This is a genomic window from Jannaschia sp. S6380 (genome assembly GCF_023015695.1).
Classification (GTDB): Bacteria; Pseudomonadota; Alphaproteobacteria; order Rhodobacterales; family Rhodobacteraceae; genus Jannaschia.
Window position 1 is genome coordinate 1,235,582 of record NZ_JALKAS010000001.1, and the last position, 23,161, is coordinate 1,258,742.

Sequence of the window (23,161 nt, forward strand, 5' to 3'; positions counted from 1 at the left end):
ATCATCCTTCCGTGCTGTCCTGCGGCCGGGTCCGTCCGGTCGCCCGCAAATGCGAAAATGCCCCGCCGAATGGGCGGGGTCCAAGTCGAGGCCGTCTCTATTTGCCGAGGTGCCGGGGCGCAAGCGGCTTTCCCCGCCCCGGCGGCATGCGGCGCCGGGGCGGGAAGAAGCCCTAGTAGATGTACCGGATCTGGTCGGCCCAGTACCGCTCCACCCGGCGCAGGGTGCCCACGATTTCCACCAGGCCGGCATCGGACAGGACACCGGTATGGCGGATCCCGTCGGCATGGCGGGCGAACAGCGCCTCGACGGCGTCGCGCACCTCGCGTCCCTTGGCGGTCAGGCGGACGCGGACGGCCCGACGGTCGATCTCGCAGCGCTGGTGGTGCATGTAGCCCATCTCCACCAGCTTCTTGAGGTTGTAGCTGACGTTGGACCCCTGGTAGTAGCCGCGGCTCTTCAATTCGCCGGCGGTCACCTCGTTGTCGCCGATGTTGAACAGCAACAGGCCCTGGACCGAGTTGATCTCGAGCAGGCCCAGACGCTCGAACTCGTCCTTGATGACGTCCAGCAGAAGTCGGTGCAGACGTTCCACCAAGGTCAGGGCATCCAGGTAGCCGGACATGAAGTCCGGCTGGTTGCGGGTTTGAAAATTCTCCAGTCGGCTCATGCGGTCGCCCTGCTCTCTCGATGTCGATGAGAGGGTTAGACCCGGAAATTCCTGCGATTTCGTTAAACGCTATAGAAAAAATATGTCGATCAGCGGGCGATGCCGGGAACCCTGCGTGACAGCTCGGCCATCAGGGGGGCGAACCGTACCGGCGGCTCCGCCTGACCCGTGACCCAGGCGAAGAGGTCGTGGTCGTTCTCGCCCAGCACGGCCTCGAAGAGCGCGACCTGCCCTTCGTCCATCCGGTCAAGTTCGGCGTCGGCATATCCGCCCAGGATCAGGTCCATCTCCTTGATACCGCGACGCCAGGCACGGATGCGCAGGCGCTTCAGCCGCGGATCGGTCGCCGTCACGCCTCGCCGTCCAGCCGCGCGCGCAGCCGTCCTTCAAGCGTACGCAGCCGGTCCGTCAGCTGCGACGCGTCGCGGCGCATTCGCTCCACCTCGGCCAGAAGGTCGCCGTCGCGCATCGACGGGCTGACCGCCGGGCCGTCGCCCACACCCGTCATCAGCCAGACGAGCGACACGTTGGTCAGCCCCGCCAGCATCGAGACGCGGTTGGCGCGCGGCTCCGTCCGGTCGGCCTCCCATGCACGAATGGTCTTGGACTTCACGCCCAGTCGCTCGGCCAGTTCCTCGACCTCCAGGCCCGCGGCCTCGCGCGCGCCGGTCAGTCGGTCGCCGAACGTTGTGGACGCGGGGTCGTACCAGTCGACGGATTCGGCGGTATCGGTCATCGCGACGCTCCTTGATTGCTGGATGCGCGCAACCTAGGACGGGTCCGACCCGCTGCCAACCCGGAGACCGACCCAATGGCGTTCCTGTCCGACACCCTGTCCCGCGTGAAGCCGTCGCCCACCATCGCGGTCACGACCAAGGCGCAGGAGATGAAGGCCGCCGGCCGCGACGTCATCGGCCTGGGCGCCGGCGAGCCGGATTTCGACACGCCGCAGAACGTCAAGGATGCCGGCGCGCGCGCGATCGCCGAAGGGCGGACCAAGTACACGGCCGTGGACGGCATTCCGGAATTGAAGCAGGCCATCCGCGACAAGTTCGCCCGCGACAACGGCCTGGATTATGACATGGGGCAGATCACCGTCGGGACGGGCGGCAAACAGGTCCTATACAACGCCTTCATGGCGACGCTGAACCCGGGCGACGAGGTAATCGTCCCCGCGCCCTACTGGGTCAGCTATCCCGACATGGTGCTGCTGGCCGGCGGGAAACCCGTGATCGTCGAGGCGGGGATCGAGACCGGGTTCAAGCTGACGCCGGACGCGCTCGAGGCGGCGATCACGCCCCGGACCAAGTGGATCATCTTCAACTCGCCGTCGAACCCCACCGGTGCGGGCTATACCGCGGCAGAACTGAAGGCGCTGACCGACGTGCTGATGCGTCACGACCATGTCTGGACGCTGACGGACGATATGTACGAACATCTGGTCTTCGACGGGTTCGAATTCGCTACGCCGGCGCAGGTCGAGCCGGGCCTGAAGGACCGGACGCTGACGGTGAACGGCGTCTCCAAGGCCTATGCGATGACCGGCTGGCGCATCGGCTATGCCGGCGGACCCGAGGACCTGATCAAGGCCATGCGCAAGATCCAGTCGCAATCGACGTCCAACCCCTGCTCCATCTCGCAATGGGCGGCGGTCGAGGCGCTGAACGGCCCGCAGGATTTCATCGAACCCAACAACGCGACCTTCCGCCGGCGACGCGACCTGGTCGTGGCGGGCCTGAATGCCTGTCCGGGCATCGAATGTCCGGTCCCCGAAGGCGCGTTCTACGTCTATCCGTCGATCGCGGGATGCATCGGCAAGACGACGGCGGGCGGAACCCGGATCACCAACGACGAGACCTTCGCCACCGCCCTGCTGGAGGAGGAGGGCGTGGCCGTCGTGTTCGGCGCGGCCTTCGGCCTCAGCCCGCATTTCCGGGTCAGCTACGCAACCTCCGACGAAGCACTCGAGGACGCCTGCGCGCGCATCCGGCGGTTCTGCGAGGGGTTGTCGTGATCCGCCGCGGTCCGATGGCGGTGCGCAGGGTGGCGCCGTGACCGCCGGCGGCCTTCCCCCCTACTACTTCCGCGTCAAGGAGAACGGCGCCATCGTCTTCCGCGTCGATGCCGAGAACCGTCAACAGCGGCTGGAACTGGACCAGATCGCCACCGTCAACGTCAACAACGGTCAGGTGAAACCGCAGGGCACGACCGAACTGACCGAGGCCGACAGACAGGCAATCGAAAACTGGATGGCCGCGCGACAGGCCACGCTGGCCGCCCGCGAGCTGGATGAGATCGACCGGGCGATCGACACCCTGAACCTGACCGCGCACTGGGCCCAATCGCGGGCCACCGACGCGCAGCTGGAGGCGGTGACCGATCGCCTGTTGATGGCGATGCACGACTTGCGAACGGTGCTGGTGCGCAAGCGGGCCGACCGGGTGCTGGACGACTAGGACTGCCTCAGACGCCCCGAACACCGCTGGCACAAGGAACGCCGCCATGAAGATCGCGACCTACAACGTGAACGGGATCAAGGCCCGCTACGGCACGGTGGCCGAATGGCTGCGCGCGGATGCCCCGGACGTCGCCGTCCTGCAGGAGATCAAATCCATCGACGACGCCTTCCCGCGCGAGGTGGCCGAGGATGCGGGCTACGACCTGCACCTGCACGGGCAGAAGGGGTTCAACGGCGTCGCCCTCCTGTCCAAGAAACCGCTGGAGGATGTGTCCCGCGGCCTGCCCGGCGACGCCGACGACGAACAGGCCCGCTATATCGAGGGGACCGTGATCGGCGATGCGGGTGCGGTCCGCATCTGCGGCCTGTACCTGCCCAATGGCAACCCGGCGCCGGGGCCGAAATACGACTACAAGCTGGCCTGGATGGCGCGGCTGGAGGCGCGGGCGCGCGAGCTTCTGGCCGAGGAGGTCCCGTTCCTGATGACCGGCGACTTCAACGTCATCCCCGAGGACATCGACGTCGCCCGGCCCGAGGTGATGCGCGACGATGCCTTGATGCTGCCCGACACGCGTGCGGCCTGGCGCCGGCTGATCAACCTCGGCCTGACGGAGGCATTCCGCGCGCGCCACCCGGGCCAGCCCGGACATTATTCCTTCTGGGACTATCAGGCCGGCGCCTGGGACCGGAACCACGGCCTGCGGATCGACCACTTCCTGCTATCGCCCTGGGTTGCCGACCGGATGCGCGATTGCACCATCCAGGCCGAGATGCGGGGGCGCGACAAGCCGTCCGACCACGTGCCGGTCTGGCTGGACCTCGACATCTGACGTCCGGGCCGCGTCGCCCCCGTCCCATCCGAAACTAGAACCGAACCGGAGCCTCCGATGCGCCAAGTGCCCCTAGGACGACACGACACGATTTCCGAGATCATGCTCGGCACCATGACCTTCGGCACGCAGACCCCCGAGGCCGACGCCCACGCCCAGATCGACATGGCGGTGGAGGCGGGCGTTACCTGGCTGGACACCGCCGAGATGTATCCCGTGAACCCCGTCCGTCCCGAGACGCTGGGTCGGACCGAGGAGATCATCGGCAATTGGGTCGGGCGCGGCAATGGCGGGCGGATACGCATCGCAACGAAACATTCCGGCGAAGGGTCCTCGGCCCGTGGCGGCGCACCGATCACGGCCGAGAGCATCCCCGAGGCGATCGAGGGATCGCTGCGCCGATTGCAGAGCGACGCCATCGACCTGTACCAGTTCCACTGGCCCAACCGGGGGTCCTTCCAGTTCCGCAAATACTGGTCCTATCGCCCCGAGGGCGAGCGCGACGCGATCCTCCAGAACCTCGCGGACTGCACCGGCGCCCTGGAACGCGAGATCGCGCGCGGCACGATCCGCGCTTTCGGCCTGTCCAACGAGTCGACCTGGGGCATGGATCAGTGGCTGCGGCTATCGGGCGACGGCCCCGTCCGGCCGATGTCGATCCAGAACGAATACTCGCTCCTCTGCCGCCTGGCCGACACCGACCTGACCGAGATGATGGCGCATGAACAGGTCACGATGCTGGCCTTCTCGCCGCTGGCCGCGGGCATCCTCACCGGCAAGTACCAGGGCGGTCGCGTGCCGGCGGGGTCGCGCAAGTCGATCAACGAAGGGCTGGGCGGGCGGTGGACCGACCGGGTCGAGCCGACGACCGGGGCCTATCTGGACCTGGCGCGCGAACACGGGATCGACCCCGTCCACATGGCCCTGTCCTGGCTTCAGACCCGGCCCTTCGCCTGTTCGGCGATCTTGGGCGCCACGACGACGGCGCAACTGGCCCACGGCCTCGAGGCGCAGGACATGGCGTTGTCGGAGGAGTTGATCGCGGCGATGGACGACCTCAACAAGGCCCACCCCCTGCCCTACTGACGCGTCAGCCCACCGGCAGCGCCGCCAGCCACCGTTCGACGCGGGCGGCGTTGACACCCAGATCCGACTGACCGAACCGCGACCGCGAGAATATGGCCATCCGGCTGCCCGTGCCATCCGCCATCGCGCGGACGGAGATCGCGTCGGGAAAACCCATGAGACGCGACCGCTGGACATAGGTGACCCACAGATCGTCCGGCGTGCCCGCGATGCGCTCCGTTCCGGGCTCGGCCATCGCCGCCTTGTCGAGGCGGCGCATCAGGTCCAGCGGCGCAATCGGCGATACCGCCGGCGGGCGGTCGCCGCCATCGGCCACCAGATAGTCGTTCGACCGCCCGGTGCGTGTCCCGTCGAACGGATCGACGTGCCAGATATCGGGAGGCATGCGCGCGCGGCGAAAACCCTGCGGCAGCGCGGCGGCCGCGCCCAGCGCGACGAGGAGGGTTCGGCGTATCATGGTGCCGCAGGTAGCACGCGGGTGGCCGCTGTCACCCCATCCGAAGGATCTGCAGATCGGCGACGTTCGTGCCCGTCCCGCCCGTGATCAGCAGATCGCCCGCGGCGGCGAGCATCGGATAGCTGTCGTTCCGCGCGAGCCCTGCCGCGACGTCGTGCCCGGCCGCGGCGATCCGGTCCAGCGTGCCGTCATCGACCACGGCGCCGGCGGCGTCGGTCGGCCCGTCGCGGCCGTCCGTCCCGCCCGACAGGAAGGTCCACGGCCGCCCGATGTCCCGCAACGCACAGGCTACCCGCAGGGCCAGTTCCTGATTGCGCCCCCCGCGCCCGTCGCCGCGCAGGATCACCGTCGTCTCGCCCCCCCACAGCGTCGTTCCCGGACCGGCCCGCGCGGCGGTCGCGACCCGCGCCGCCGCATCGGCGACATCGCCTTCCAACGGATCGGAAGCCACCGTCGCGTCCGGCGCGGCCGCCGCCATGGCCAGCACCGACAGACGGTTCGACCCGATCAGACGCAGACGGCCCTCGGGCGTGGTCGGCGGTGGTGGCCGGGAAAGTGCCATGCGACAGCTTTCCGGCATCCTGTCCCAAAGGCCATGCCGAACCAGCAGGTCCTTCGCCGCCGCCGGGGGACCGAGCGGCGGCACCGTGGGCCCCGACGCGATCGCCGCAGGATCGTCACCCACGACGTCCGACAGGATCAACGCCTCGATACCTCCGGGGCCGGCCGCCCGGGCCAACCCGCCCCCCTTCAGGCGGCTCAGGTTCTGGCGCACCAGGTTCATCGCGCCGATATCCAGCCCCGCCCCGAGCAGCAGCCGGGACACCTCCGCCTTGTCGGCCAGGGTGACGGCCGCGACCGGCGCCACGGCCAGCGCCGACCCCCCGCCCGAGATCAGCGCGAGGATCCGCCTGCGCGCCTGCGCTGCGGCCGTCAGCATCGCTTCACCGGCGGCGAGCGAGCCGTCATCCGGAACGGGGTGTCCGCCGATCATGACGTGCACGCCGGCCAGATCGCGGGCGTTCTCGGCATTCGTCACCGCGAGGCAGGGCACGTCGGGAAAGGCGTCGCGTGCCGGTTCCGTCATTGCCAGCGCCGCCTTGCCCAACGCCAGGATCGCATTCGGGCGCGAGACGTCCGAAAGGGCAGCCGACACGGCGGCGGCAGGCTCGGCGCGGGCCAGGCCTGCCTTGAAGATGTCGATAAGCTCGTCGCGCATTGCCCCCTCGAATGGGGCGCCCCGATGACCCCGTCCGGTCCCGGCCCCGGAGGGGACGGTGGTGCGGGTGAAGGGACTCGAACCCCCACGCCTCGCGGCGCCAGAACCTAAATCTGGTGCGTCTACCAGTTCCGCCACACCCGCCCGTAGCGGGCCATAGCACCATGCAAATCGGATCGGAAGGGCCGCGAAGAGTCCCCGCACCCGCCAAGATCACGCCGCATTCGACGCGCAGGAATGCCGTACTGCCAGCCCTGTCATCAGTTCGGAGTCACCGCCATGGCCGTCCAGCTTCGCCAGAATGCCGAGTCGCTCGCACGCACGGGCGCCGCGCCCGTCATGGCCGCCCCCCGATCGTTCAAGGGCGGCATCGCAGGCGGCACCGTCATACGGACCGCGCGCGGCGAAATCCCGGTCGAGGCGCTGACCTCCGGCGACCGCATCGCCACACGCGAACGCGGCATGGCCGTTCTGACGGGCGTCCAACGCCTGACCGCGCCGGCCTGCGCCATCCGCACCGACAGCCTCGGCCTCGGGCGGCCGGAACGGCACACGACAGTTACGGCTTGCCAGCACGTTACCGTCCGCGATTGGCGGGCCGAGGCCCTGTTCGACATGGGTGCCGCCCTCGTCCCCGCGTGCCGCTTGGCCGACGGACGACAGATCGCGGCTTTCGGCAATGCAGAATTCTATCGTCTGACGTTCGACGCACCGCTCACGATCTATGCGAACGGGTTGGAGATGCCGACCGGCCGGACGGAAACCGGGGTCGTCGAAATGGTCGACGGCGAAGACTAGCAGTTCGAGGTCCAACGACTTCACTTCGGCGGGCCCGGTCGCGATGGCGGTCGGGCCCTTTCACGTCGTCTGCGCGGTATCGTCCGACGCCGCCGCCAGCTCGGGCAGATGGGGGCGGCCCCACAGAAGGGGTTTGCGCGCCGACCTTCGCAGGACTGCCGCATCGGCATTCCGGTCGCAAATCGCATTCGATGAACGAGCGCCCATGGTCAGGCGCGGTCCGGTTCAGGCGGACGATCCAGATCGCGCAGGACCTGCGGCAACATCTCCGGCAGGTCCTCGGCAATCAGTCCGGGGCCGAACGCGCGCGCGGCCTCGACATGCAGCCAGGCGGCACTCGTGGCGGCGGACAAGGGTGGCAGACCGCGCGCCAGCAGCCCCGCAACCATCCCGGCCAGAACATCGCCCGTGCCTGCGGTGGCGAGCCAGGGGGCCGCGCGCGCGTAGACCGCCGCGTTGACGAAAGCCGTCCCCGCCGCGTCGGCGATGACGGTATCCGGGCCCTTGAACAGCACGGTGCAACCCGCCCGCGCCGCCGCATCGCGGGTGGCGTCGATCTTGGAATATCCGGCCACGTCGTCACGCAGGCGTTCGGCGATGTCGGGGAACAGGCGCGCGAACTCGCCCGCATGCGGGGTAAGGACGCAGGCGGGATGCAGGTCCCAGTCGTCGCGCCGCGCGAGAAGCGTCAGCGCGTCGGCGTCGAGCACGCAGGCCCGTCCGGACGCGACGGTCGTCGCGACAAGGGCCCCGGCCCCGTCATGCGTGCCAAGCCCCGGGCCGAGGCAAAGCGCGTTCAGCCGGCCATCGTCCAGCAGGTCCGACAGCGCCGCGGCGTCATCGCATCGACGCAGCATCAGCGCGGTGATCTGCGTGGCGCATTCCATCATCGCCGCGCCGGGTGCCGCAAGCGTGACAAGCCCCGCCCCGATGCGCAGCGCCGCCCGCGCGGCCAGACGGGCCGCCCCCGTGCGACCCGCCCCTCCCGTCAGGATCAGGGCATGCCCGTGATCGTATTTGTGGCCGGTGGATTTCAGGATTTCGGCCAAAGCGGGATACGAAACATCGGCCCCCCGACCGGCACGGATCTGCCGCACCGTCGGTGCCAGAAGGATCCGGCCCCCTGCCCCTTCCCCGATATCGGACGGGCCGTGGTCCATCGCGACCTGCGCCCTCGCCAACCCGATGTCGGCCACGTGGAGGCGACCGCAGCGTTGCGGCCCCAGGGCCAGCACATGACCCGGCTTGCGCGTATGAAAGGTGACGGTCAGGTCGGCATCGAAGACCTGCTCGCCCAAGGGCATCCCCGTGTCGGAGTTCAGACCGGACGGAACGTCGATGCAGACCAACCGGGGGCGCCGGTCGAGCGGGATACGCTCGCGGAGTTTCACTATTCCTGCGACCGCCGGCGGAAGCGCACGGCTTTGGCCGATCCCGAACACCGCGTCGATCCAGAGGGCTGCGGCGGTGTCCGGAAAGCTCTCTGCGTCGGTGACGTATTCAGCCGGATCGTCCGGTGGACCAGGCAGCGGGCGGACATTCCCGTTCTCCATCCAGCGCTCATAGTTGGCACGCGCATCGGGGGGCAGCTTATCGGCTGCCCCGTACAGGAACACCTCGACCTTCCAGCCCCTCCAGCACAGCAGCCGCGCCACGACGAATCCGTCGCCGCCGTTGTTGCCCGGCCCGCAGAACACGACGGCACGGTCCGGTACGGTGGCGAGATCGGGCCATTCCGCCTCGATCGCCGCGACGACCCCCTCTCCCGCACGCTCCATCAACCAGGATCCGGTGACCGCGCCCGAGTCGATGGCCGCGCGTTCGAGGGCACGCATCTGGGCGGCGGTCAAAAGGGCATCGGACATGGGATTCTCCGTCTGCACAAGAAAGAGGCGCTTCGCCCAAATCGGCGACAGCCCGCCCGGATTTGGCCGTCTGCCGGGTGCCGGCCGATCCTTACGCGATTGCCCCCCCCGGTCCAGCCTGCGAAGTCACCCGGGACGCCGCGGGAGGGATGCGATGAAGAAGATCGAAGCCATCATCAAGCCGTTCAAACTGGACGAGGTGAAGGAGGCGTTGCAGGACATCGGCATCCAGGGCCTGTCCGTCACCGAGGTGAAGGGCTTCGGACGCCAGAAGGGTCATACCGAACTCTATCGCGGTGCCGAATACGTCGTCGATTTCCTGCCCAAGGTGAAGATCGAGGTGATCCTGCCCGACGATCTGGTCGAACAGGCCATCGAGGCGATCATCGAAGCGGCGCGCACCGACAAGATCGGCGACGGAAAGATCTTCGTCTCGCCCGTCGAACAGGTCATCCGCATCCGCACCGGCGAGACCGGCGACGACGCCATCTGAACAATCACGCACCGGACACATACCACGAAGGGGAAACCAATGAGCAACGCGTCCGTTCTCAAGCTGATCAAGGACGAGGAGGTCGAATACGTCGACATCCGCTTCACCGACCCGCGCGGCAAGCTGCAGCACGTGACCATCATCGCCGATCTGGTCGACGAGGACTTCCTGGAGGAGGGCTTCATGTTCGACGGCTCGTCCATCGCCGGGTGGAAGTCGATTGACCAGTCGGACATGAAGCTGATGCCCGACACCGAAAGCGCCTATCTCGACCCGTTCTACGCCGAGAAGACGCTGTGCGTGCACTGCTCCATCTCGGAGCCCGACACCGGCGAGGCCTATGACCGCGACCCGCGCGCGACCGCCGAGAAGGCCGAGGCCTATCTGCAGGCGTCCGGTATCGGCGACGCGGCCTATTTCGGCCCCGAGGCGGAGTTCTTCCTGTTCGACGACGTCCGTTTCTCGAACACCATGAACAAGGTCTCGTTCGAGGTCGACGCGGCCGATGCGGCCTGGAACACCGACAGCGAATACGAGATGGGCAACATGGGCCACCGGCCCGGCGTCAAGGGCGGCTACTTCCCCGTCAACCCGACCGATGCCTCCCAGGACCTTCGCTCCGAGATGCTCTCGACGATGAAGCGCATGGGCATGAAGGTCGACAAGCACCACCACGAGGTCGCGTCCTGCCAGCACGAACTCGGCCTGATCTTCAGCTCGCTGACCAAGCAGGCCGACGAGATCCAGAAGTACAAATACGTGATCCACAACGTGGCCCACGCCTATGGCAAGTCGGCCACGTTCATGCCCAAGCCCATTGCGGGCGACAACGGCACCGGCATGCATGTCAACATGTCGATCTGGAAGGACGGCAAGCCGCTCTTCGCCGGCGACCAATATGCCGACCTGTCGATGGAGGCGCTGTATTTCATCGGCGGCATCCTGAAGCACGCCAAGGCGTTGAACGCGTTCACGAACCCGGCGACCAACAGCTACAAGCGCCTGATCCCGGGTTTCGAGGCGCCGGTGCTGCGCGCCTATTCCGCGCGCAACCGCTCGGGCTGCGTGCGCATCCCGTGGACCGAGAGCCCCAAGGCCAAGCGCGTCGAGGCCCGCTTCCCCGACCCGGCGGCGAACCCCTACCTGGCATTCGCGGCGCTGCTGATGGCCGGCCTCGACGGGATCAAGAACAAGATCCACCCGGGCGAGCCGTCCGACAAGGATCTTTACGACCTGCCCCCGGAGGAGCTTGCTTCCATCCCCACGGTCTGCGGCAGCCTGCGCGAGGCGCTGGAGGAACTGGAGAAGGATCACGAGTTCCTGCTGGCCGGCGACGTGTTCACCCGCGACCAGATCGACGGCTACATGGAGCTGAAATGGGGCGAGGTGCACGCCTATGAGCACACGCCCCACCCGATCGAGTATCAGCTCTACTATTCCTGCTGATCCCGGTCCGGCGGATTGCGGAAGGGCGGCCGATGGGCCGCCCTTTTCGTGTCTGCGGCCTACATCTTCAGGCGCATGCCCTTGGGGTCGTACATCGGGGCGAAGGATGCGTCCGCCGGCATCCGGCGGCCCGCGACCTCGATCGCGAACTCCGACGCCAGCAGATCGGCGACGCTTTCGCCCGCGCAGGGCACGTAGCCCAGGCCCATCGCCCCGCCCAGATGGTGCCCGTAGGCGCCCGACGTGATGTGTCCGACGATCCGGCCATCCCGGACGATGGGCTCGTTGTGATAGAGCATCACCCGCGGCGCGCGCAGACGGAACTGCAGGATGCGGCGTTCGGGCCCGGTCTCGCGTCTGCGCAGCACCGCGTCCCGCCCGATGAAATCGCAGCCCTTGCCGGTCTTGACCGCGAAGCCCAGCCCCGCCTCGACCACGTGGTCGGCCGGGGTGATGTCGTGGCCCATGTGGCGAAAGGCCCGCTCCATCCGGCAGTTGTCCATCGTATGCAGGCCGACGGGCCGCGCGCCCGTATCCGCCGCCAGCAAGGTCTCCAGCACATGCGCCGCCATGTCGGCCGGGACATACAGCTCCCACCCCAACTCCCCCACGTAGGAGACACGATGCGCGCGGGCCAGGGCATATCCCAGTTCGATTTCGCGCGCGGTTCCGAAGGGGAAGGCGTCGTTGCCGAAATCGTCCGGGCTGATCGCGGCCATGACGTCGCGGGCCGAAGGGCCCATGACGGCCAGGACCGCCTCGGCGGCGGTCATGTCGGTGATGACGACGCGGGCATCGCCGACATGCCGGCGCAGCCAGGCCTCGTCCTTCACCCGCGCGGCTGCCGGCGTGACCATCAGGAACGCCGTTTCGGACAGGCGCGTGACGGTCACGTCGGCCTCCACCCCGGCGCGGGAGTTCAGCATCTGCGTATAGACGATCCGGCCGGGCGGGACGTCCATGTCGCCACCGCAGACCCGGTTCAGGAAGGTCGCCGCATCCGGTCCTTCGATCCGCAGCTTGCCGAAGGACGACATGTCGTAGAATCCTGCGCCCTCGCGAATGGCCCGATGCTCGCGGGCGGCGTTGTCGAACCAGTTCTGCGGCCCCCAGGCGTATTCGTATTCGCGGGGTTGGCCGGGCTCGGCGAACCAGTTCGCCCGCTCCCACCCCGCAAGCTCGCCGAACACCGCGCCGAGGTCGGACAGATGCGCGTGGAACGGCGACCGACGCACGCCACGCGCGGTGGTCTTCTGTCGGAAGGGCCAGTGATCGGCGTAAAGGAGGCCCAGCGTTTCCGACGCGCGGTCGCGTAGATAGCGACGGTTGCGCTGGAACGGCTGGTTGCGCGCCACATCGACATCCACCAGGTCGAACGGCGCCTCGCCCTCCTGCATCCACTGGGCCAGCGCCATGCCAGCGCCCCCGGCGGACTGGATGCCGATCGAGTTGAAACCGGCCGCCACCCAGATGTTCGCGACCTCGGGCGACGGGCCCAGATGATAGGAATCGTCCGGGGTAAAGCTCTCGGGCCCGTTGAAGAAGGTGTGGATCCCCGCCTCGGCCAGCATCGGCAGGCGCGCGATCGCCTGCTCCAGGATAGGCTCGAAATGGTCGAAATCCGGCGGCAATTCGTCAAACTCGAAATCGGCCGGGATCCCCGCCATACCCCAGGGTTTCGCCTTCGGCTCGAACGCGCCTAGCAGGATCTTGCCCGCATCCTCCTTGTAGTAGGCGCATTCGTCGGGGACGCGCAGCACGGGCAGCCGCTCCAAACCCGCGATGGCCTCGGTGACGATATAGAAATGCTCGCAGGCATGCAGCGGCACGTTGACCCCGGCCATGCGCCCGACCTCATGCGCCCACATGCCGGCACAGTTCACGACGTGATCCGCCGCAATCGTTCCCGGCTCCCCGGCCAGGTCATAGCGGACGCCCCGCGCGAGCCCGTCAGCCACGTCGATCCCGGTGACGCGAACGCCTTCGGCGATGCGCACGCCGCGACGGCGCGCACCCTTGGCCAGCGCATGCGAGATATTGGCCGGATCCCCCTGCCCATCGCCCGGCAGCCAGACGCCACCGGTCACGCCGGTCAGGTCCATCGCGGGATAGCGGGCGGCGATCTCGGCGGGCGACAACTCCTCCACATCGACGCCGAAGGCCCGCGCCATGGAGGCGTTGCGGCGCAGCTCCTCCAGCCGCGCATCCGTCAGCGCGACCGAGACGGACCCGGTCGTCCGCAGGCCCGTCGCCACGCCGGTCTCGTCCTGCAGCCCCGCGTAGAGGTCGGCGGAGTACTTCGCCAGCCGCGTGGCCGGTGCCGAGGCGCGCAGCTGCGCGATCAGGCCAGCGGCGTGCCAGGTCGTGCCGCAGGTCAGGCGCTTGCGTTCAAGAAGCACGACGTCCGTCCACCCGAGGCGGGCCAGGTGATAGGCGACGGAACAGCCGATGACCCCGCCCCCGATGATGACGACACGCGCCTGGCGCGGAAGTTCGGGCGTCATGCGCGGAGCCTTTCGTTCGCCGGATCCCAGAGCGGGGCGTCGGCGTGGACGGTCGCCGGGACACGGCGGCCGAAGATCTCCACCTCCACGGCTGTGCCGGGCGGGGCGGCGGCCTGGTCCAGCATGGCCAACGCCACCGGCGCGCCGATCCGGTGCCCGAACGCGGCCGACGTGACCTCGCCCACCAGGGCGTCGCCATGCCAAACGGGCGACATGGGGCGGGGGTCGTATCCGCAATCCGCCAGGGTCAGCGGGGCCAAGGCGCGCTTGGGCTCGGGGCCCTTCGCCTCGGGGCGGATGAACCGGTCGGATCCGACCTCCCGCAGGGTATAGCCGGGCGAAAGGTCCGTGCCCCAGGCGCGATACGCCTTTTCGATCCGCATCGAGTCGAGCGCCCACATCCCGAACGGGACTGCGCCATTCAAGGCGTCATGAATTGCATGAAGATCACCGCGCAACGCATGGATTTCCCAGCCAAGCTCCCCCGCGAAACTGACACGGTTCAGCCGTGCAGCGCACCCGGCGACCCGGGCCTCCTGAACCGACAGCCAGGGCAGGTCCAGGTCGGCATCGGTCACCGGCGCCAGCAGGTCGCGAGATGCCGGGCCGGTCAGCAGAAGGCAGGCGAGATCCTCGCTCCGGTCGCGCAACGTCAACGTGTCGGGTACATCCCGTGCCAGCAGATCGCGATCATGGTCGCGCGCGACGGCCGCCGTGATCAGCGTGAATGCGTCCGGCCCGGTGCGCGCAACCGACATCTCGGTGGCGAAGCGGCCCGTCGGGCCGGCGAAATAGGCCAGCGTCATCCGCCCCTCCGCCGGCAGCCGTCCGGCGACGCGGCCGGCCAGCCAGTCGGACGCGCCCGTCCCCGACAGATCGAACCGGGAAAAACCCGACAGGTCGATGATGCCGCACCCATCCCGAACCGCCGTGACCTCTTCGGCCACGCGGGCGTGCCACGGGCCGTCGCGGCGCCAGGTCTGGGTCGCATCCCAACCGGTGTCGTCGCCCGGACGCTGGAACCATAGGGCCCGTTCCCAGCCACCAAAACTGCCCATCACGGCACCCTTCGCCAGCCAACGGTCGTGGAGGGGCGAGGTCAGGCGGTCCGCCCCGGCGGGCCAGCGCATATGCGGAAATTGCATCGCATATTCGTGGCCATAGACCTCCTCGGCCTTGGCGCGTGCATAGGCGGGGTCGCTGGCATAGGAACCGAAGCGGCGGGGATCGACGTCCCAGCAGTCCCATTCCGTCGCGCCGGTCGTGATCCAGTCGGCCAGCACCTTGCCCGCCCCACCCGCCTGGGCGATGCCGAAGGTGAACACGTTCGCGTCCCACGCGTTCGCCACGCCGGGCATCGGGCCGATCAAGGGCAGACCGTCGGGCGTATAGGGGATGGGGCCGTTGATGACGCTGCTGACGCCCGCCGTGGCCAGCGCGGGCATCCGCTCCATCGCGTCGGCCACGTAATCCTCGATCCGGTCCAGATCCTCCTGCCAGAGCTGGAAGCTGAAATCCTCCGGCATGGTTCCGTCGGCCCATTCGGACCGGCAGTTCCGTTCGTAGGGCCCAAGGTTCAGGCCGGTCTTTTCCTGCCGCAGGTAGTAGCTGACATCCGGGTCGCGGATCATCGGCAGCTTGCGACCGTTGGCCTGCGTCCAATCCGCGATCTCCGCGATCGGCTCGGTCAGCAGGTACTGGTGCGACATCACCGCCATCGGCAAGGGCGGGCGGCCATGCGGCGCGAACCATTCGGCCACGCGGGCGGCGTAATACCCGGCGGCGTTGACGACATGGTCGCAAGATACCTCGCCCTGTTCGGTCTCGACGACCCAGGCGGCGCCCTCCCGTCGCACGCCGGTGGCCGGACAATGTCGGACAATCCGCGCGCCCAGGTCGCGCGCGCCCTTGGCCAGGGCCTGCGTCAGCTGGGCGGGGTCGATGTCGCCGTCCTCCGGGTCCCACAACCCGCCCTTCAGGTCGTGGATCTCGACGAAGGGGTTCGCCCGGCGAATGTCGTCGGGGGTCATCATCTCCATCCGCAGGCCCTGCATCGCCCCCATGGCGCGGACGTGCTCGAACTCCTGCATCCGCTCGTCGCTATGGGCCAGCCGGATGGCGCCGGTAACGTGATAGTTCATCGGATAGCCCACGGCATCGGCCAGCCCGCGATAGAGCGCCATCGAATACCGCTGGATGTTCATCACGGTCCAGCTGCCCGCGAAGTTCGGACAGTTGCCGGCGGCGTGCCAGGTCGACCCGGCCGTCAATTCGTTGCGTTCCAGCAGGAGGCAATCGGTCCACCCCGCCCGCGCCAGATGATAGAGCGCCGAGACGCCGACCGCGCCCCCGCCGATGATGACGACCCGCGCCTGGCCGGGGAGGGTCCTGTTCGTATCGTTCATGGAGATGCTCGCCTTTCGGGGCCCGCGGGCCCGACGCCGCCTGCGGCCGCGACCCTTGGGCGGCGGCGCGGTTCAGATCCGTCGCGCGTGATCCGGCGGGGCCTTCATCGCCCACATCACCGCGACCGCCGCCGGAACGCCCCTGCGGGCGCCGAGGGCGAAGATGCGGTGCGGTGTGAGTCGCGGGCGGAGCATGACCCAGCGTCGCCGCGCCGGAACGCGCCGTCAAGTCCTGCGACATTCCCGCCATAGCCCACCGCGCAGGATCACGGGACGGTTTGGATCGGCGCGCCCCTGCGCTATGCCCACCCCGACGGAGGCGCCGATGACCGAAATACTCGTGCTGAACGGACCGAACCTGAACCTGCTCGGCCAGCGGGAACCCGATATCTACGGCGCCGCCACGCTGGCCGATGTCGAGACGTCGTGCCGGGCGCTGGATCTGGCCGAAGTGACGTTCCGACAGTCCAACCACGAGGGGCAGCTCGTCGACTGGATCCAGGAGGCGCGGGGCACCTTCGATGCGATCGTCATCAACCCGGGCGCCTACAGCCATACGTCGATCGCGATCCTCGATGCGCTGTCCGCCTTCAAGGGCCGCGTGGTGGAGGTGCATGTCTCGAACATCCACCGGCGCGAGGCGTTCCGGCATCATTCCTATGTCTCGAACCGGGCGGATGCGGTGATCGCGGGGCTGGGGGTCGAAGGGTATCTCGCCGCGCTGCGCTGGCTTGCCGGTCAGGGCGACAGGTAGCCCTCCATGATCGGCTGATAGGCCGACCCGAGCGCCCCTGCCATCACACCCAGCGATCCTTCCACGACATCCGGGCGGCGGATGCCGCGCGTGTCCGCCCGCGCCAGCCGCGCGCGGGTGACCGCCACCAGACGGGTGCGCACCGCGTCGGGAAAGGAGCCGTCGATCACCACCCGGGGCAACGACAGCACGGCCGTCGTCGCCACGATGGCCATGGCCAGATGGCGGGCCGTCACCGAGATCCAATCGTCGAGCGCCTCGCCGAAGCCCGCCCATTCCATCGTGGTCAGATCCGCCCCGGGCCGGATCTTCCCTTCCTCGGCCAGCCGTCGTTCCAGCAGGTAGATTGATGCGTGGTCGATCAGCTGATGGCCGGCCGTATCGGGGTCCCGCAGGGGCAGCGAGCCGAACGCCCCCGCGTTTCCATCCGGGCCCTGGTGGATGCGGCCGTTCAGGACGATGCCCCCGCCGACGAACGCGCCCACGTAGAAATAGGCGAAGTCGCCCGGCCCCGCGCTCGCGCCGAAGGCCTGCTCCCCGGCGCAGGCGAGCGTCGCGTCATTGCCGACGATGACCGGAAGCGCGGATAGCGCCGCGATCTCCGCCGCCAGGTCGAACGATCGCCAAGCCCGCATCTCGCCGGGCGGGGCACCCAGCTGGTCGTGCCAGTTCCACAGCTCGAACGGCGTCGCGACGCCGATTCCGGCCAGGCGGGCCGTGCCCCCGGGCAACGCGGAGCGCAGGCGTCGCACGGCTTCGCCTGCGAACCCGGTCACGCTGCTGGGCGTCGGATAGGCGTAGTTCAGCACCTCCCGCCCGCGCAGACGACCCACGAGGTCGATGGCCACCATATCCACCCGCCGCCGCCCGATCCTGAGGCCCAGCGAGAACAGCCCATCGGGGTTCAGGGCCAGCGGCACCGAAGGCTTGCCCACGCGCCCACGCACCGCCGGTCGGCGCAGCAGCAGGCCATCCGCCTCGAGCGCGCGGGACACGACGCTGGCCGATTGCGCCGACAGGCCGGTCGCGCGGGCGATCCCGGCCCCCGCGAGCGGCCCCATCCGGCGAACCGTCGACAGGATCAGGCGTTCCGTCGGGCTTCGACGCCCGGCATGGGCGGGGGCGGAACTCTCGGGCACGGCGCCCTCCGGCAATGGGGACCCGGGCAGAATGACCGGTCCGGCATATAAATCAACTAGATTTACATATTGACGGAGGCAGGCGGAATCTGACACGCTTCGATCAGTCCGTGTGCCATCGCCGCGGAACATCTGGGAGGATAGAATGAAGAAGTTGCTTGCCGGGTCGGCCGTGGCCGCCCTTTCGATGACGGGTGCCGCGTTCGCCGACGCCCATGGGACGACCGCCTGCCTGATCACCAAGACCGACATCAACCCGTTCTTCGTCAAGATGCGCGAAGGCGCCACGGCCAAGGCCGAGGAACTGGGCGTGTCGCTGCAATCCTACGCCGGCGAGGTCGATGGCGACCACGAGGCGCAGGTCGACGCGATCGAGACCTGCATCGCCGCCGGCGCCAAGGGCATCCTGATCACCGCATCCGACACCAAGGCCATCGTCGAGCCGCTGCGGGCCGCCCGCGATCAGGGCATCCTCGTCATCGCGCTCGACACCCCGCTGGAGCCGATCGATGCGGCCGACGCGACCTTCGCCACCGACAATTTCGAGGCGGGCCGCCTGATCGGCGCCTGGGCCGCAGCTTCGGTCGACGACCCGGAGAACGCCAAGATCGCCATGCTGGACCTGGCCGAAAGCCAGCCTTCGGTCGGTGTGCTGCGCGATCAGGGGTTCCTGACCGGCTTCGGGATCGACGTGAAGGACCCGAACCGTTGGGGCGACGAGGACGACCCCCGCATCGTCGGCAACGAGGTCACCGCCGGCAACGAGGAAGGCGGCCGGACCGCGATGGAGAACCTGCTGCTGCAGGACCCGGAAATCAACGTGGTCTATACCATCAACGAACCCGCCGCCGCCGGCGCCTATGAGGCGCTCAAGGCGATGGGTCGCGACGGCGAAGTCCTGATCGTGTCGGTCGACGGTGGCTGCCCTGGCGTGCAGAACGTGGCCGACGGCGTGATCGGCGCGACGTCGCAGCAATACCCGCTGCTGATGGCATCCCTCGGGATCGAGGCGATCGCGCAGTTCGCCGAGGACGGAACCGTCCCCGAGCCGACCGAGGGGCTGGACTTCACCAATACCGGCGTGAACCTTGTGACCGACGCGCCGGTGGACGGGGTCGAGTCGATCTCGGTCTCCGAAGGACAGGATCGCTGCTGGGGCTGACGACCCAGCGGCGGGTCGCCCCCTTGCGGGGCGGCCCCGCGCCGACATGAGCGCTGCGCGGACGGCGCCGCGCGGGCCTGGCGGGCGAATGCGCCCGGCAGGCCCCGCATTCCACGGAAGGGAGCCAGATGGCCGAGACCACCGAAACGGGCACCGCGACGGAACGGGTTGCCGAGTTCGAGCACGGCCGGCACGGCCCCCTGGCCCGCGTCCAGCACGTCCTGCACAACGCACCGACCCTCGTGCCCATCATCATCCTGGCGCTGTCGGTTGTGGCCTTCACGGTCGCCACCGACGGGCGGCTGCTCACCGGTCTGGCGATCAAGATCACGCTTGAGCAGACCGCGATCATCGCGATCCTCGCCTGCGCGCAGACCCTGATCATCCTGACGGCGGGGATCGACCTGTCGGTCGGCGCCGTCATGGTGCTGGCCTACGTCATCATGGGGCATCTGGGCGTCACCTACGGCGTGCCGGCCCCGCTCTCGATCCTGGCGGGGATGCTGGTGGCGATGGCGCTGGGTTGCGTGAACGGCCTGCTGGTAACCCGCGTGCGCCTGCCACCGTTCATCGTGACGCTGGGCATGTGGCAGATCGTGCTGGCGACGGTGTTTCTCTATACCGGGTCGCAATCCATCCGCAGTCAGGACATCGACGCGGCCGCCCCGATGCTCAAGGTCTTCGGCGAGCGGGTCGAGATCGGCGACTGGTCGCTGCGCATCATGGGGGCGCCCACGATCTATGCGGTGGTGCTGGTGGTGCTGCTGTTCGCGACGTTCTGGTACGTGCTCAACCGGACGGCCTGGGGGCGCCATGTCTATGCCGTGGGCGACGACCGGGAGTCGGCCGAGCTGGCCGGCGTGCGCGCCGACCGCGTGCTGCTGTCGGTCTATGTGGTGGCCGGTGCCATCGTCGGCCTCGCCGCCTGGGCCGCCATCGGGCGGGTCGGCTCCATCTCGCCCTCCAGCTTCGCCGAGGCAAATCTCGACAGCATCGCCGCCGTCGTCATCGGCGGCACCTCGCTGTTCGGCGGGCGCGGCACGATCCTCGGTACGCTGTTCGGCGCGCTGACGGTCGGCGTCTTCTCGACCGGCCTGAAGCTGGCGGGCGCGAACCCGCAATGGGTCCTGTTCGCGTCCGGCTGCCTGATCATTCTGGCCGTGGCCCTGGACCAATGGATCCGGAGGATTTCGACATGAGCGACCCCATCCTGAAGGCGCGCGGCCTGGTCAAGCGCTATGGCCGGGTCACCGCGCTCGATCATTGCGACTTCGACCTCTACCCGGGCGAGATCCTGGCCGTCATCGGGGACAACGGGGCGGGGAAGTCATCGCTTATCAAGGCGCTGTCGGGGGCGGTCGTTCCCGATGCGGGCACCATCGAACTGGAAGGGCGGCCTGTCCGCTTCACCAGCCCCAACCAGGGCCGCGAGGCGGGGATCGAGACCGTCTACCAGACGCTTGCCATGTCGCCCGCCCTGTCCATCGCCGACAACATGTTCATGGGCCGCGAGCTGCGGAAATCCGGCCCGCTGGGCAAATGGTTCCGCATGCTGGACCGTTCGGGGATGGAGAGATTCGCGCGCGACAAGCTGAGCGAGCTGGGCCTGATGACGATCCAGAACATCAACCAGCCAGTCGAGACGCTGTCGGGCGGCCAGCGTCAGGGCGTCGCCGTGGCCCGTGCCGCGGCCTTCGGATCGAAGGTCATCATCCTTGACGAGCCGACCGCCGCGCTGGGAGTCAAGGAAAGCCGCAAGGTGCTGGAGCTGATCCAGGATGTGCGGTCGCGCGGCATCCCGATCATCCTGATCAGCCACAACATGCCGCATGTGTTCGAGGTCGCGGACCGGGTGCACATCCACCGCCTGGGCAAGCGCCTGACGGTGATCGACCCGAAGGCGCACAGCATGTCCGACGCCGTCGCCTACATGACCGGCGCCAAGCTGCCCGAGGGCGTCGCGGAGCCGGCGTGACCCCCCTGCCTGACGTCGCCCGGCGCATCCTCGCCCTGCCCGCCGGGCGCCGGCTGGTGGCACTGGCCGGTCCGCCGGCGGCGGGGAAATCGACGATGGCGGCGGAACTGGCCCACGCGGTCTCCGCGCTGGGTCGGCCGGCCCAGGTGGTCCCGATGGACGGCTTTCACCTGGACAATGCGACACTGGACCGGATGGGCCTGCGCGACCGCAAGGGCGCCCCCGAGACGTTCGACATCGAAGGCCTGACATCGCTGGTGCGCGCCGTGCGCGGGGGTGGCACGCATCCGTTCCCCGTTTTCGACCGCACGGCGGATGCGGTGATCGCCGATGGCGGCACGTTGACTGCCGAGATTGCGATATTTGAAGGCAATTATCTCCTCCTCGACGCGGACGGCTGGCGCGCGCTGCACCCGCTCTGGGACATGACGGTCGCCCTGACCCCGCCCGAGATCCTGCTGGAAGCACGGCTGATCGAGCGATGGACGTCGCATGGCCTGCCCCCGGAAGCGGCACGCGCGCGGGCGGCGCGAAACGATCTGCCGAACGCGCGCCTCGTGCTCGGCGGGTCAATCCCGGCGGACATGGTGATGGGGCAGCCGACCGGAGGCTAGATGCCCCTGACCGCGTCCTGCCCTTTCCCGTCGCGCAGACCGTCGCGGAAGGTCCGAAACGTTTCCAGATGGGGTCCGGGGGGCAGTTCCGCCTCGATCCGGTCCAGCGTCCAGCCGACATGCCGGTCGCAGAGCGGGTCGCTCGACGTGTAGGGCCGGGCGTTCTCGAAGGACCGGTCCAGCAGGCCGCGGAAGGTCGGCTGGGGCAGATGGACCGGGCCTTCCTGCCGCCCGGCCAGCCCGTCACCGGTGGCGCCGCCTGCCACGATGCCCGCGCGCATCCAGTTGACGCAGGCGATGGCGGTGAACGGATCGTTCACGCCGGGCGAGAGCGCGCGCGCCGCGATCTCGACCAGCTGATCCATCAGGAACAGCACGTTCTGCGTCTCGGTCGGCCCCTCGCCCATGGCCATGCTGCCGCGCATGTCGCGCTCGACCTCGTCGGACACCAGACCGCCCCAGATCCGCAGCATCACCGTCTCCTGGCTCAGGAACGTGCCGACGGGGTGGGGCACGTCGATACCGTACCCCCCCTCCTCGGCAGCCGAGCGGAGCTGGTCGAGGTCGATCGCCTGCAGATACCCCGCCCGACCCGCGACGAGCGTGGCATCGGGTGGCGTCGGGGGCGGCCGAAAGCCGTCATCGCCGATATCGGACTGCGCCTCGGCAAGGCGTGTCACCTCCTCGATCAGGCGGCGCCCGAGGCCGGCCGTGATCTTCGAGATGTCGATCATCTCGGGAATGTGGTGGACGAAATAGATCACCACGCCGATGCAGATGAGCGTCAGCGCCAGGGCCAGCATGATCGACAGATGGGGCACGAAGACCTGCTGCGGCGCGTCCTCTCCGTCGTGTATCGCGCGCAGGATCACGACGTTGTAGACGAACGTCGCGATGAGGATACCCAGCGACCACTGGTTCACCCGGTCGCGCATGAAGTTCCCGATCAGCCGCGGCCCGAACTTGCCCGAGGCGAAGGACACCGCGACCAGCGTCATCGAGTACATTACGCCGGTCACACCGAAGATGGACTGCGCCAACACCGACAGCAGCGCCCGCGCGCCCTCGGGCTGCATCGCGCTGCCGGGCAGGTCCGGCGGCGTGCCGTCGACGGTCAGCGCGGTGTCGATCCAGACGGCCAGCGCCCCCAGCAGGACCGCCCCCAGCGTCAGCGCACCGGGGATAAACCAGTAGCTGGCCCGCAGATCCGACATCACCTTGACCAGCAGGCCACCCAGATGAAGGTCCGGAAAGCCCTTGCGGTCGCCTTGCCCGGAACCTGCCAC

At 68.6% G+C, this 23,161-nt stretch carries 23 protein-coding genes and 1 tRNA gene; 12 read left to right on the forward strand and 12 right to left on the reverse strand.

The annotated features are described in order from the left end of the window. Positions 1–172 precede the first annotated feature (172 nt). The 3 genes from MWU52_RS06365 to MWU52_RS06375 all read right to left on the reverse strand — a co-directional run bounded on the left by MWU52_RS06365 (position 173) and on the right by MWU52_RS06375 (position 1,406). Positions 173–670, reverse strand: a complete 498-nt coding sequence (locus MWU52_RS06365; RefSeq protein WP_246950393.1) for a winged helix DNA-binding protein — start codon at positions 668–670, stop codon at positions 173–175. 89 nt (positions 671–759) lie between these two features. Continuing rightward, a complete protein-coding gene (locus MWU52_RS06370) occupies positions 760–1,023 on the reverse strand; it encodes a succinate dehydrogenase assembly factor 2 (RefSeq protein ID WP_246950395.1) in 264 nt (87 codons plus the stop codon). Then, positions 1,020–1,406 carry a helix-turn-helix transcriptional regulator gene (locus tag MWU52_RS06375; protein WP_246950397.1) on the reverse strand — a complete coding sequence of 129 codons (387 nt, stop codon included), beginning with the start codon at positions 1,404–1,406 and terminating at the stop codon, positions 1,020–1,022. Before MWU52_RS06375 ends, MWU52_RS06370 begins: the two co-directional genes overlap by 4 nt. 75 nt (positions 1,407–1,481) lie before the next feature. Here MWU52_RS06375 and MWU52_RS06380 point away from each other — a divergent pair, with 75 nt between their 5' ends. From MWU52_RS06380 to MWU52_RS06395, 4 genes are read left to right on the forward strand one after another with little or no spacing between them, the layout of a single operon-like run. Next, positions 1,482–2,684, forward strand: coding sequence for a pyridoxal phosphate-dependent aminotransferase (locus tag MWU52_RS06380; RefSeq protein WP_246950399.1), 1,203 nt, complete (start codon positions 1,482–1,484; stop codon positions 2,682–2,684). 37 nt (positions 2,685–2,721) lie between these two features. Continuing rightward, the gene (locus tag MWU52_RS06385) at positions 2,722–3,126 is read left to right on the forward strand and encodes a hypothetical protein (protein WP_246950401.1); all 405 of its coding nucleotides are present in this window, start codon (positions 2,722–2,724) and stop codon (positions 3,124–3,126) included. Positions 3,127–3,172: 46 nt separating this feature from the next. Then, positions 3,173–3,958, forward strand: coding sequence for an exodeoxyribonuclease III (gene xth / locus MWU52_RS06390; RefSeq protein WP_246950403.1), 786 nt, complete (start codon positions 3,173–3,175; stop codon positions 3,956–3,958). A gap of 57 nt (positions 3,959–4,015) precedes the next feature. Next, positions 4,016–5,044, forward strand: a complete 1,029-nt coding sequence (locus MWU52_RS06395; protein ID WP_246950405.1) for an aldo/keto reductase — start codon at positions 4,016–4,018, stop codon at positions 5,042–5,044. A gap of 4 nt (positions 5,045–5,048) precedes the next feature. Here MWU52_RS06395 and MWU52_RS06400 read toward each other — a convergent pair whose 3' ends face one another. From MWU52_RS06400 to MWU52_RS06410, 3 genes are all read right to left on the reverse strand, one after another. After that, entirely contained in the window at positions 5,049–5,501 is a 453-nt protein-coding gene (locus tag MWU52_RS06400; RefSeq protein WP_246950407.1) for a DUF1499 domain-containing protein, read from the reverse strand. A gap of 31 nt (positions 5,502–5,532) precedes the next feature. Further along, complete coding sequence (locus MWU52_RS06405; RefSeq protein ID WP_246950408.1) at positions 5,533–6,720, reverse strand: DUF4147 domain-containing protein; 1,188 nt, start codon at positions 6,718–6,720, stop codon at positions 5,533–5,535. 59 nt (positions 6,721–6,779) lie between these two features. Continuing rightward, positions 6,780–6,864 (reverse strand) — tRNA-Leu (locus MWU52_RS06410). 135 nt (positions 6,865–6,999) lie between these two features. Here MWU52_RS06410 and MWU52_RS06415 point away from each other — a divergent pair. Further along, on the forward strand, positions 7,000–7,518 hold the full coding sequence (locus MWU52_RS06415; RefSeq protein ID WP_246950411.1) for a Hint domain-containing protein: 519 nt from the start codon (positions 7,000–7,002) through the stop codon (positions 7,516–7,518). Between the two features lie 209 nt (positions 7,519–7,727). Here the strand turns inward: MWU52_RS06415 and MWU52_RS06420 are convergent, their stop codons facing one another. Continuing rightward, positions 7,728–9,383 carry an NAD(P)H-hydrate dehydratase gene (locus MWU52_RS06420; protein ID WP_246950412.1) on the reverse strand — a complete coding sequence of 552 codons (1,656 nt, stop codon included), beginning with the start codon at positions 9,381–9,383 and terminating at the stop codon, positions 7,728–7,730. 154 nt (positions 9,384–9,537) lie between these two features. Here MWU52_RS06420 and MWU52_RS06425 point away from each other — a divergent pair, with 154 nt between their 5' ends. Further along, the gene (locus MWU52_RS06425) at positions 9,538–9,876 is read left to right on the forward strand and encodes a P-II family nitrogen regulator (protein ID WP_246950414.1); all 339 of its coding nucleotides are present in this window, start codon (positions 9,538–9,540) and stop codon (positions 9,874–9,876) included. Between the two features lie 39 nt (positions 9,877–9,915). Beyond that, on the forward strand, positions 9,916–11,322 hold the full coding sequence (gene glnA, locus MWU52_RS06430; RefSeq protein ID WP_246950416.1) for a type I glutamate--ammonia ligase: 1,407 nt from the start codon (positions 9,916–9,918) through the stop codon (positions 11,320–11,322). A gap of 59 nt (positions 11,323–11,381) precedes the next feature. On the opposite strand, the gene MWU52_RS06435 is transcribed toward glnA, so the two are convergent. From MWU52_RS06435 to MWU52_RS17955, 3 genes are all read right to left on the reverse strand, one after another. Continuing rightward, a complete protein-coding gene (locus MWU52_RS06435) occupies positions 11,382–13,826 on the reverse strand; it encodes an FAD-dependent oxidoreductase (RefSeq protein WP_246950418.1) in 2,445 nt (814 codons plus the stop codon). Further along, entirely contained in the window at positions 13,823–16,231 is a 2,409-nt protein-coding gene (locus MWU52_RS06440; protein WP_246950419.1) for an FAD-dependent oxidoreductase, read from the reverse strand. Before MWU52_RS06440 ends, MWU52_RS06435 begins: the two co-directional genes overlap by 4 nt. Before the next feature lie 72 nt (positions 16,232–16,303). Then, positions 16,304–16,426 carry a hypothetical protein gene (locus tag MWU52_RS17955; RefSeq protein WP_281493913.1) on the reverse strand — a complete coding sequence of 41 codons (123 nt, stop codon included), beginning with the start codon at positions 16,424–16,426 and terminating at the stop codon, positions 16,304–16,306. 130 nt (positions 16,427–16,556) lie between these two features. Here MWU52_RS17955 and aroQ point away from each other — a divergent pair, with 130 nt between their 5' ends. Then, positions 16,557–16,985, forward strand: a complete 429-nt coding sequence (aroQ, locus tag MWU52_RS06445; protein ID WP_246950420.1) for a type II 3-dehydroquinate dehydratase — start codon at positions 16,557–16,559, stop codon at positions 16,983–16,985. Here aroQ and MWU52_RS06450 read toward each other — a convergent pair. Further along, on the reverse strand, positions 16,970–18,124 hold the full coding sequence (locus tag MWU52_RS06450) for an ROK family transcriptional regulator (protein ID WP_246950421.1): 1,155 nt from the start codon (positions 18,122–18,124) through the stop codon (positions 16,970–16,972). The genes aroQ and MWU52_RS06450 overlap by 16 nt on opposite strands. Positions 18,125–18,269: 145 nt before the next feature. On the opposite strand from MWU52_RS06450, the gene MWU52_RS06455 reads away from it, so the two are divergent. The 4 genes from MWU52_RS06455 to MWU52_RS06470 all read left to right on the forward strand — a co-directional run bounded on the left by MWU52_RS06455 (position 18,270) and on the right by MWU52_RS06470 (position 21,875). Next, positions 18,270–19,286, forward strand: a complete 1,017-nt coding sequence (locus tag MWU52_RS06455; protein WP_246950422.1) for a sugar ABC transporter substrate-binding protein — start codon at positions 18,270–18,272, stop codon at positions 19,284–19,286. Between the two features lie 128 nt (positions 19,287–19,414). After that, positions 19,415–20,485: an ABC transporter permease gene (locus MWU52_RS06460; protein ID WP_246950423.1), complete on the forward strand. Its 1,071-nt coding sequence runs from the start codon at positions 19,415–19,417 to the stop codon at positions 20,483–20,485. Then, positions 20,482–21,261 carry an ATP-binding cassette domain-containing protein gene (locus tag MWU52_RS06465; protein ID WP_246950424.1) on the forward strand — a complete coding sequence of 260 codons (780 nt, stop codon included), beginning with the start codon at positions 20,482–20,484 and terminating at the stop codon, positions 21,259–21,261. The genes MWU52_RS06460 and MWU52_RS06465 overlap by 4 nt, the downstream gene beginning before the upstream one ends. Continuing rightward, complete coding sequence (locus MWU52_RS06470; protein WP_246950426.1) at positions 21,258–21,875, forward strand: hypothetical protein; 618 nt, start codon at positions 21,258–21,260, stop codon at positions 21,873–21,875. Before MWU52_RS06465 ends, MWU52_RS06470 begins: the two co-directional genes overlap by 4 nt. Here MWU52_RS06470 and MWU52_RS06475 read toward each other — a convergent pair. Then, positions 21,872–23,161, reverse strand: a complete 1,290-nt coding sequence (locus tag MWU52_RS06475; RefSeq protein WP_246950427.1) for a DUF2254 domain-containing protein — start codon at positions 23,159–23,161, stop codon at positions 21,872–21,874. The two genes, MWU52_RS06470 and MWU52_RS06475, sit on opposite strands and share 4 nt — an antisense overlap.

What these genes read in the sequence shown, in the direction of transcription:
- MWU52_RS06365 (WP_246950393.1), bottom strand. Translation starts at nt 670, where the DNA reads ATGAGCCGACTGGAGAATTTTCAAACCCGCAACCAGCCGGACTTCATG.
- MWU52_RS06375 (WP_246950397.1), bottom strand. Translation starts at nt 1,406, where the DNA reads ATGACCGATACCGCCGAATCCGTCGACTGGTACGACCCCGCGTCCACA.
- MWU52_RS06380 (WP_246950399.1), top strand. Translation starts at nt 1,482, where the DNA reads ATGGCGTTCCTGTCCGACACCCTGTCCCGCGTGAAGCCGTCGCCCACC.
- xth (WP_246950403.1), top strand. Translation starts at nt 3,173, where the DNA reads ATGAAGATCGCGACCTACAACGTGAACGGGATCAAGGCCCGCTACGGC.
- MWU52_RS06395 (WP_246950405.1), top strand. Translation starts at nt 4,016, where the DNA reads ATGCGCCAAGTGCCCCTAGGACGACACGACACGATTTCCGAGATCATG.
- MWU52_RS06400 (WP_246950407.1), bottom strand. Translation starts at nt 5,501, where the DNA reads ATGATACGCCGAACCCTCCTCGTCGCGCTGGGCGCGGCCGCCGCGCTG.
- MWU52_RS06405 (WP_246950408.1), bottom strand. Translation starts at nt 6,720, where the DNA reads ATGCGCGACGAGCTTATCGACATCTTCAAGGCAGGCCTGGCCCGCGCC.
- MWU52_RS06415 (WP_246950411.1), top strand. Translation starts at nt 7,000, where the DNA reads ATGGCCGTCCAGCTTCGCCAGAATGCCGAGTCGCTCGCACGCACGGGC.
- MWU52_RS06420 (WP_246950412.1), bottom strand. Translation starts at nt 9,383, where the DNA reads ATGTCCGATGCCCTTTTGACCGCCGCCCAGATGCGTGCCCTCGAACGC.
- MWU52_RS06425 (WP_246950414.1), top strand. Translation starts at nt 9,538, where the DNA reads ATGAAGAAGATCGAAGCCATCATCAAGCCGTTCAAACTGGACGAGGTG.
- glnA (WP_246950416.1), top strand. Translation starts at nt 9,916, where the DNA reads ATGAGCAACGCGTCCGTTCTCAAGCTGATCAAGGACGAGGAGGTCGAA.
- MWU52_RS06435 (WP_246950418.1), bottom strand. Translation starts at nt 13,826, where the DNA reads ATGACGCCCGAACTTCCGCGCCAGGCGCGTGTCGTCATCATCGGGGGC.
- MWU52_RS06440 (WP_246950419.1), bottom strand. Translation starts at nt 16,231, where the DNA reads ATGAACGATACGAACAGGACCCTCCCCGGCCAGGCGCGGGTCGTCATC.
- MWU52_RS17955 (WP_281493913.1), bottom strand. Translation starts at nt 16,426, where the DNA reads ATGCTCCGCCCGCGACTCACACCGCACCGCATCTTCGCCCTCGGCGCC.
- aroQ (WP_246950420.1), top strand. Translation starts at nt 16,557, where the DNA reads ATGACCGAAATACTCGTGCTGAACGGACCGAACCTGAACCTGCTCGGC.
- MWU52_RS06455 (WP_246950422.1), top strand. Translation starts at nt 18,270, where the DNA reads ATGAAGAAGTTGCTTGCCGGGTCGGCCGTGGCCGCCCTTTCGATGACG.
- MWU52_RS06460 (WP_246950423.1), top strand. Translation starts at nt 19,415, where the DNA reads ATGGCCGAGACCACCGAAACGGGCACCGCGACGGAACGGGTTGCCGAG.
- MWU52_RS06465 (WP_246950424.1), top strand. Translation starts at nt 20,482, where the DNA reads ATGAGCGACCCCATCCTGAAGGCGCGCGGCCTGGTCAAGCGCTATGGC.